The organism is Streptomyces spiralis, assembly GCF_014654675.1.
Taxonomy (GTDB): Bacteria; Actinomycetota; Actinomycetes; order Streptomycetales; family Streptomycetaceae; genus Streptomyces; species Streptomyces spiralis.
Genome location: NZ_BNBC01000100.1, coordinates 1263 through 9930, shown reverse-complemented (window position 1 = coordinate 9930; position 8668 = coordinate 1263). Strand labels below are relative to the sequence as shown.

General features: G+C 69.8%; 8 protein-coding genes and 1 pseudogene. 5 read left to right on the top strand and 4 right to left on the bottom strand.

Features of this window, described 5'->3' with window-relative positions:
* Window positions 1-541 (top strand): MDR/zinc-dependent alcohol dehydrogenase-like family protein (locus IE318_RS43660; protein WP_506005427.1); only part of this gene is annotated, 541 nt, incomplete at its 5' end.
* 95 nt (window positions 542-636) lie between these two features.
* Window positions 637-795, top strand: a pseudogene (locus IE318_RS43655) (DJ-1/PfpI family protein); the annotation flags it as partial.
* A 159-nt stretch (window positions 796-954) separates the two neighbouring features.
* Here IE318_RS43655 and IE318_RS43650 read toward each other — a convergent pair.
* The 3 genes from IE318_RS43650 to IE318_RS43640 all read right to left on the bottom strand — a co-directional run bounded on the left by IE318_RS43650 (window position 955) and on the right by IE318_RS43640 (window position 3856).
* Window positions 955-1788 (bottom strand): aldo/keto reductase, encoded by an 834-nt coding sequence (locus IE318_RS43650; protein ID WP_189908378.1) that lies wholly within the window; start codon window positions 1786-1788, stop codon window positions 955-957.
* 159 nt (window positions 1789-1947) lie between these two features.
* Window positions 1948-3030, bottom strand: coding sequence for an NAD(P)/FAD-dependent oxidoreductase (locus tag IE318_RS43645; RefSeq protein ID WP_229904205.1), 1083 nt, complete (start codon window positions 3028-3030; stop codon window positions 1948-1950).
* 469 nt (window positions 3031-3499) lie between these two features.
* Window positions 3500-3856 carry a winged helix-turn-helix transcriptional regulator gene (locus IE318_RS43640; RefSeq protein WP_189908381.1) on the bottom strand — a complete coding sequence of 119 codons (357 nt, stop codon included), beginning with the start codon at window positions 3854-3856 and terminating at the stop codon, window positions 3500-3502.
* A gap of 161 nt (window positions 3857-4017) precedes the next feature.
* Here IE318_RS43640 and IE318_RS43635 point away from each other — a divergent pair, with 161 nt between their 5' ends.
* The gene (locus tag IE318_RS43635; protein ID WP_189908376.1) at window positions 4018-4869 is read left to right on the top strand and encodes an alpha/beta fold hydrolase; all 852 of its coding nucleotides are present in this window, start codon (window positions 4018-4020) and stop codon (window positions 4867-4869) included.
* A 142-nt stretch (window positions 4870-5011) separates the two neighbouring features.
* On the opposite strand, the gene IE318_RS43630 is transcribed toward IE318_RS43635, so the two are convergent.
* Window positions 5012-5755 carry a FadR/GntR family transcriptional regulator gene (locus IE318_RS43630; RefSeq protein ID WP_189908375.1) on the bottom strand — a complete coding sequence of 248 codons (744 nt, stop codon included), beginning with the start codon at window positions 5753-5755 and terminating at the stop codon, window positions 5012-5014.
* A 108-nt stretch (window positions 5756-5863) separates the two neighbouring features.
* On the opposite strand from IE318_RS43630, the gene IE318_RS43625 reads away from it, so the two are divergent.
* Both IE318_RS43625 and IE318_RS43620 read left to right on the top strand, forming a co-directional pair.
* Window positions 5864-7600 carry an IlvD/Edd family dehydratase gene (locus IE318_RS43625; RefSeq protein ID WP_189908374.1) on the top strand — a complete coding sequence of 579 codons (1737 nt, stop codon included), beginning with the start codon at window positions 5864-5866 and terminating at the stop codon, window positions 7598-7600.
* A gap of 46 nt (window positions 7601-7646) precedes the next feature.
* Window positions 7647-8668 (top strand): fumarylacetoacetate hydrolase family protein (locus IE318_RS43620; protein WP_229904204.1); only part of this gene is annotated, 1022 nt, incomplete at its 3' end.

Genomic DNA, 8668 nt, shown 5'->3' with positions numbered 1-8668 from the left:
CGACCGGCTGCGCAAGGCGGAGGAGATCGGGGCCATCCCGATCAACACCGCCGAGCAGGACCCGGCTGAGGTCGTCAGGGAGGCCACCCTCGGTCTGGGCGCCGACAACGGCTGCGAATGCGTCGGCTACCAGGCGCACGACCCCCAGGGACACGAGGACGCCAGCCTCACGCTCAACGGACTGATCGACTCGGTCAGGTTCACGGGCGACATCGGCGTGGTGGGCGTTTTCATGCCCCAGGACCCCGGCGGCGCGGAGGCCCAGGGGGAGCTGGAAGCTCAGGGCAAGGTTCCGATCGACTTCGGGATGATGTGGTTCAAGGGCCAGCACATGGGGACCGGTCAGGCGCCGGTGAAGAGGTACAACCGGGCGCTGCGGGACCTGATCGCCGGCGGGAGGGCGAAGCCGAGTTTCGTCGTCTCCCACGAGCTCAGCCTGGACGAGGCCCCCACCGCCTACGAGCACTTCGACGCCCGTGACGAGGGCTGGACCAAGGTCGTCCTGCATCCCGACGGACACGGCAACGGCCACAAACAGTAAGGACCCTCTGGGCCGCCGTCCGCCTGCTCCCCCGGACATAGCCGGCCGACGAACGGCGTCCGGCCCGGCAGGGCGGACGGCGGACCCGCTTGACGCGCACGGATCTGCGTAATGCAGGAGCCGAGGTCGTCGACGAGGAGGTTGTCATCGACGGCCAGTTCACCTCGAGCCAGTCGCCCGCGGACCTGCCGGCCTTCTGCGTCGCCATCGTCGAGCAGTTCGCCCATGCCGGCCGCCCGGTCTCCGGCGCCTAGCTGGGCAACGGACGGAGAGGTCATGTCCTGCAGTCTCCTCGAAGAGCGCCGCGTCGCGATGTCCCCCGCCTTGCAGGAACAGTACGACGCCCTCTGCCGCCACCGGTGAGGTCCGGCCACCGGCTCCGGGTGGAGCCCGGTCGGGCGCGCTGCAGGGGGTCACAGCATCTCCAGCGGCCGTTTGCTCCTCGGCGGCGGGAACGCCCGGTCCAGGGTCGCGAGGTCCTCGGCGGTCAGGTCCACCTCCAGAGCCGCTCTGTTCTCCTCGACGTGCGCGCTGGAGGACGCCTTCGGGATCGCGATGACGTCCTCGTGCCGCAGGACCCAGGCCAGGGCGATCTGCGCGGGCGTCGCACCGTGGGCGGCTGCCACGTCCCGCACCGCCGTGTGGCCGAGCAGACGGCCCTGCTCGACCGGCGAGTACGCCATGACGGGGATCGACAGTTCACGGCACCTGGGCAGCAGACTGTACTCAGGCCCTCGGCGGCTGAGGTTGTACAGCACCTGGTCGGTCTGCGGCCCGGCTCCGGGCGGCAGGTCCGCGAGATCATCCACGTCCAGGTTGCTCACCCCCCAGGAGCGGATGGCGCCCTCCCGCACCAGGGACTCGAACGCCTCGACCGTCTCCTCCAGCGGCACGGCTCCACGCCAGTGCAGCAGGTACAGGTCGATCCGGTCCGTGCGCAGACGACGCAGGCTCCCCCGGCATGCCTCGGGCACTCCACCGGCGTCCGCATGGGTGGGGAGCACCTTGCTGACCAGGAAGACCTCGTCCCGCCGGCCGGCCACCGCCTCGGCCACCACTTCCTCCGCCGCGCCGTCCCCGTACATCTCCGCGGTGTCGACGAGGGTCATCCCCAGGTCCAGCCCGGCGCGCAGGGCCGACACCTCCGCCGAGCGGTGTCCGGGATCCTCGCCCATCCCCCAGGTGCCCTGACCGAGCGCCGGGACCCCAACCCCGCAGGGAAGGACGACCGTCCGCGGATCCGCCATGGCTTCCTCCCGGATGTAACGGTGGCCAAGACTGCCAACCACCAACTGCACCACGACATACATCTCAGGTCGTGCTGCAGATCAGGCCGGGCGTACCGGCTTCCTCGCCCCTCGTAGGTACCACGTCGCCGGAGCGGGATGCGCCGACTGTTTGGGCGGTCAGCGGGGCTGGCCGAGTGCTGCCGCTGGCCGCAGGTTCTCCTCGAGTTCTTCGGCCATGGCCGCGCTGGCCAATGCCCGTCCCAGTCGAGGTGCCTGTTTGAACAGGTTGTGCCCGGCGGTGAAAAAGATCCTGTCGGCTTCCCAGACCGCCATGCCGTCTTCGCTCCACGGCAGGCTTGTCACCCAGCAGTGCAGGTACTCGACGGGCTCGGGGTCGAGGCCGGGCAATGCGCGGGAGACGTACGCGCGGGCGCGGTCGTTGAGCGCCACCAGTGCTTCGGGGTCCGCAAAGCTGCCGTCCTCCCGCACCTCGACCGTTTGGCTGAGGCCCACCGCATATCGGCTGTTGCCGGGGTAGGGGGCTGCGTAGACGCCGACCTCCCCGAAGTCGCCGCTGCTGTCCTGCAGGCAGGCGACCCGTTCCGGGGGCGCTCCCCTGACCTGGAAGGTGAGGCGGACGTGGGCTGCCGGCCGTATGGGGAGCGAAAGCCCCACGTTGCGCGCCAGCCGCGCCGTGCCCAGGCCCGCGCACACCACGGCCGTTGCGTACTCCTCACGGCCGACGGTGCTGAGCACCTCCACCGTGCCGCGGCCCGTCGGATGCAGCGAGATGACCTCGTCGGTGGCCACAGAGTCACCCAGCGCGTCGGCCAGGCTTTCGACCGCGACACGGGTACGGATGGCGCCACCGTCCTCATCGAGCATCGCGGGACCGCGGTAGTCGGCGAGCAGCGGCATGCGGGCGTGAAGCTCGGCGCTGTCCACAGTCCGGACCGGTATGCCGCCGACATCCTGCAGAATGCGCAGTCTCCCAGGAACGGGACCGCCCAGGGCGACCACTCCGTCCTGGGAGATCAGTTCGGCGCCCAACCGGTCGGCCCACTCGTTCCAGATGGTGCGGCCCTGCCGGGTGAATTCAACCAGGCGGGCGTCGTCGTGCGCGTGGCGGAATATGCGGGACTGACCACTGGACTGTCCGTGGCCTGGAACGCCGCTTTCGTAGACCCGCGCCATCGTTCCGCGTTCGGCCAGTGCATAGGCGGTGCAGAGTCCGACGATGCCGGCTCCTACCACGGCCACCTCGGGAGCCCGGCCCATTCGATCGCCTCACTTCGCGTCCCGGAGCTGTCCCCCTGCGGAGCAGGGATTATGTTCATCTGTCGCCGCCGCGAACTGGTGGGTGACTGGACCCGGTGGGCGGCATTGTCGGGCTCTACGTGACCCAACGGCGGAACCGTGTCTCCCTCAGCCTCACACCGGTCCGAAATATGTCAACCGGCCACCTCGGACAACGACCGTGATCGACCGGCGGAGAGCCGCGGGATCGGACGTCCGGTCAAGGCATGGGAGGAGGTTTCTGAGCAGTACATCGGCCGGCTGGCGATTCCGTGGCTGTCCGGACATCCCGCACATCGGAGTCCAGGGTCATCGTGTCGTTCCCCGTGCTTTGGCCAGCCTGTACCGTGCGCGAGAGGGAGGCCTGCACGCCAGTCACCGGCCAGGCGAAGTCGTACATCAGGACGGGCAAACGGCCGAGTTCCGGGGCTGCCTAGCGGGCGGGTGCCTCGTCGGCGAGCCGGTTGTTGCGGTCGATCTCTGTCATGTGTGTCTCGGCCCAGACCCGCAGTGCGGCGAGCGGACTTTCCAGGGACAGGCCGAGGTCGGTGAGCCGGTAGTGGACGGCAGGCGGCACGGTGGGTTCCACGCGGCGTGTGACCAGGCCGTCACGCACCAGGCTCTGCAGGGTGGTGGACAGCATCTTCTGCGAGATACCCGGGATACGACGCTGGAGTTCCGCGAAGCGCAGCTCGTCCGGAGCCTCCTCGGCCAGCACCTTCACCACCATCGACGTCCACTTGGTGCCGATGCGGTCGAGCAGCCGACGAGTAGGGCAGCGCGGATCCATCAGGTCACCGCGCTCACCGGGCCGCTGGTGACGACCGCTGGTCCCCGACGTGGTCACCCCGGGCTCACCACCTGATTCGAAAGTGCCGTCTTGGGTGGACCAGGTTAGTTCCCTACCGTGACGTTGTCACCATCGTTCACCACGAATTCGGAGGGTCACCCATGCCCGAGCTGCGACGCGTCCCCGTCAACGGTGTCGAACTGAACGTCGCCCTCGCCGGGTCCGGCCCGGCCGTACTGCTGCTGCACGGCTTCCCGCACACCTGGCAGGTGTGGACGGACGTCATGGCCGATCTGTCCGGCCGCTACCGCGTCATCGCGCCGGACCTGCGCGGGTTCGGCGCGAGCAGCCGGGCCGCCTCCGGGTACGACGCAGGCACCCTGGCCGAGGACGCCGCGGGGCTTCTTGCCGCGCTGGGCGTGTCCTCGGCCGCGGTGGTGGGCATCGACGCCGGTGCCCCTCCGGCCTTCCTCGTTGCCCTGCGCCGCCCCCGTCTCGTGCGGCGCCTGGTCGTCATGGAGTCCCTGTTGGGCAGGCTGCCCGGTGCCGAGGACTTCCTCGCCGACGGGCCGCCGTGGTGGTTCGGCTTCCATTCCGCCGCGCACGGCCTCGCCGAGACCGTGCTGGAGGGCCACGAGGCCGACTACGTCGACTGGTTTCTGCGCGCGGGCACGCTCGGCGACGGGGTACGCCCCACCATTCGCGACGCCTTCGTCCGTGCATACACCGGCCGACAGGCGTTGAGCCGCGCATTCTCGTACTACCGGGCCATGCCCGAGAGCGCGGCACAGATCGAGCAGGCAGTCACCACGGCCCGCCTGACAGTACCGACGATGGCGCTGGGCGCCCGGCCCGTCGGTGCTGCACTGGAACGCCAGCTCCGCCCGGTCACCGACGATCTCACCGGACACGTCATGGAAGACTGCGGCCACATCATCCCGCTGCACCGGCCGCGCGCCCTGCTCACGCTGCTGCGTCCGTTCCTGGCCGGTGAGGACGCCGCAGCGGCCTGACCGGAGACCGGGACGGGGGCCGAGGACCGCGGGGGCGGGCATGCTGACCGCGGGCCATGGCCGCCGTACGCGTCGCGCTCCAGGCAGCTGCGCCTGGCCGAGGACCAGCCGATCGTCCAGCAACTGACCCTGCTGTGCCGTCTCACCCGGGATCCTGGGAAAGTCCCGGTGACCGGGTGATCTCCTTTTCGGCCGCTTCGACGACGGTCAGTACGGCGGCCGCCGCTGCCGCGGGATCGCCGGCCGCCACGGCATCCACGATGGCGCGGTGGCCGGGCAGCGAGGCTTCCACCGCGCCCGGGGTCTGGGTGCTGACGCGGAAGCTGTGTTCCAGCGCGATGGCGATGGCGCGGCCCAGTGAGCCGAGCAGACGGTTGCCGCCGGCGTCCAACAGGGCCCGGTGGAAGGCGATGTCGGCCTCGACATAGCCGCTGCGGCCGGGTTCCGCCGCTGCGGTCTCCATAGCGGCCAGGGCGTCGTACAGGGCTCGTACGTCGTCGGGGCCAGCCCGGTCGGCGGCGAGCCGGGCTGCCTCGGGCTCGACGATCCGGCGCAGTTCACTCGTGTCGCGCAGCAGTGCCGTGGCGTCCCCGGCCTGTTTCCAGCGCAGTACGTCACGGTCCAGGTGGTTCCAGTGCTCCGGGGGCAATACGCGCGTGCCGGTGCGCGGGCGTACACGCAGCATCCCCTTGGCCACCAGAGCCTTGACCGCCTCCCGCAACACGCCCCGGCTGACTCCTATCTCGGTCGCGAGCAGGTCCTCGACCGGCAGCGGATGCCCCGGTTCCCACACTCCGCCCACGATGCGGCGGCCGAGTTCGTCGACCACACGCTCATGCATGGTCGGAAAGTGCACCACGATCTCCGCTTCCCCCCTGGACGCCATTCATCGAATCATTTAATGATTGCCTCCCAGGCTACAGCCTGCGGGTCCTCACTCACCCGACATTGCCCCACCGCGAACCAGCCGAGCGAGAGCCACGGGAGTACCTACATGACCGACGGGAACAAGACGAGCCGCCGCAGCCAGGCATGGTTCGGTGCGAGTGGCCGCGGCGGGATGCTGTACCGCTCCTGGATGCGCAACCAGGGGTTCGGGCACGAGGTGTTCGACGGGCGCCCTGTCATCGGCATCGCGACCAGCGCCTCCGAACTCGCCCCGTGCAACGCCCACTTGACACGTGTGGCCGAAGCCGTCAAGCGCGGTGTGTGGCAGGCGGGCGGCTTCCCGCTCCAGTTCCCCACCATGGCCACCGGCGAGACGCTGATGCGCCCCACCGCCATGCTGTACCGAAACCTGATGGCCATGGAGGTCGAGGAGCTCATCCGAGCGAATCCGCTCGACGGGGTGGTGCTGCTGTCCGGCTGTGACAAGACGACGCCCGCGATGCTGATGGGTGCGGCCAGTGTCGACCTGCCCGCCGTCATGGTCACCGGCGGGCCGATGCTCAACGGCAAGTACCGGGGCCAGGACGTGGGGTCGGGGACCCATGTGTGGAAGTTCGAGGAGGACCTGAAGACCGGCCGGATGACCGAGGAGGAGTGCTTCTTCGCCGAAGGCTGCATGGCCCGCTCCAACGGTCACTGCATGACGATGGGGACCGCCTCCACGATGGCCTGCATGGCCGAGGCGCTCGGCATGCAGCTTCCGGGCTCGGCCGCCTGGCCAGCCGTCGATTCCCGGCGGATGGAGACCGCGCAGGCGGCGGGGCAGCGCATCGTGCGGATGGTGGAAGAGGAGCTGCGCCCCTCGCGGATCCTCACGCGGGAGGCATTCGAGAACGCCATTCGGGTCAACGCGGCCATAGGCGGCTCCACCAACGCCATCATCCATCTCACCGCCATCGCCGGACGCGTCGGTGTCGACCTGAGCTTGGAGGACTTCGACGCCCTGGCCCGCGAGGTGCCGACCCTGGTCAATCTGATGCCCAGCGGCAAGTACCTGATGGAGGACTTCTGCTACGCCGGTGGCCTGCCGGCCGTCATGGCCGAGCTGCTCCGTGGTCGGCTGCTGCACGGCGAGCAGATCACCGTCACCGGACGCGGCATCGCCGAGAACGTCGAGAACGCCGAGCGCGTCGACTCCGACGTGATCACGGGCCTCGGCGCCCCGTTCCAGCCGGCCGGCACCGGTACCGCCGTGCTGCGCGGAAACCTGTGCCCCGACGGCGCGGTGATCAAGCAGTCCGCCGCGTCGCCGCACCTGCTCGACCACCGCGGCCCCGCGCTCGTCTTCGACTCTCCCGAGGCTTATCACGAGGTCGCCGACGACCCGGATCTCGACGTCGACGAGAACACTGTGATCGTCATCCGCAACGCCGGCCCCAAGGGTTACCCCGGCATGCCCGAGGTCTCCAACGTCCCGCTGCCCGCCAAGCTGTTGAAGGCAGGTGTCACGGACATGGTGCGCATCTGCGACGGCCGTATGAGCGGCACCGGATACGGGACCGTGGTACTGCACGTCGCACCCGAGGCCGCCGTCGGCGGACCCCTCGCGCTGGTGCGCGACGGGGACCCGATCGTCCTCGACGTCCCGAACCGCACCCTGCATCTGGACGTCGACGAAGCCGAGCTGGTGCGCCGCCGGGAGGCGTGGAAGGCCCCCGCCGAGCGCCACACCAGCGGCTACGCCTGGCTCTACACCCAGAACGTCGAACAGGCCGACAAGGGCGCCGACTTCGGCTTCCTGCGCGGAAGCCGCGGCCACGAAGTCCCCCGCGACTCCCACTGAGTCCGCCCCCTGTGACCGAACCCTCGAATCCAGGAGAGCATCGATCGTGGAATCGGCAGCAACGCGCCCGCATCCGGTCCTCACAGCCGCCTCCGTCGTGCCGGAGGACGTCGGCCAGGCCGCCCTTGTCGCACGTGTCCACCACCCGGAGTGGGACGGACCGTGCGTGGCCGCGGTGCGCGGCGAGCATGTCGTCGACCTGACAGCCATCGCACCCACCGTCTCCGACCTGCTGGAACGCGACGACGCGGCGACGGTTGTCCGCGAGGCCGACGGCGGACACACCTGGCGCCTCGACGAACTGCTTCAAGCCCCGGCCGACCGCCGTGACGTCGCGCATCTGCTCGCCCCCATCGATCTACAGGTGATCAAGGCCGCGGGTGTCACCTTCGCCCGAAGTCTGCTGGAGCGCGTCATCGAGGAGCGCACGGGCGGCGACCCGGCACAGGCCGCCCGGGTGCGGGCGCTCATCGGGCAGATCGTGGGTGGCGCGCTCGACGGCATCCGCCCCGGATCGCCGGAGGCCGCCAAGGCCAAGGAACTGCTGATCTCCGAAGGGCTGTGGTCGCAGTATCTGGAGGTCGGCATCGGGCCGGACCCGGAGGTGTTCACCAAGGCCCCGGTACTGTCCGCGGTCGGCACCGGTGCCGACATCGGAGTGCTCGGCGCCTCGGTGTGGAACAACCCCGAGCCCGAGGTCGTCCTCGTCGTGGACTCGCGCGGTCGGGTACGCGGCGCGACGCTGGGCAACGACGTCAACCTCCGCGACATCGAGGGACGCAGCGCGCTGCTGTTGTCCCGGGCCAAGGACAACAACGCCTCCTGCGCGATCGGCCCGTTCGTCCGCCTGCTCGACGACGGCTTCGACCTCGACACCGTACGCGCGCTCGACATCGACCTGCGGGTCGACGGCACGGACGGCTACGTCCTGCACGGCAGCAGCTCCATGCGCGAGATCAGCCGCGACGTACTGGACCTGGTCGCCGCCACGCACGGTGCACACCACCAGTACCCGGACGGCTTCGTGCTGTTCACCGGCACCCTGTTCGCTCCTACCGAGGACCGGCA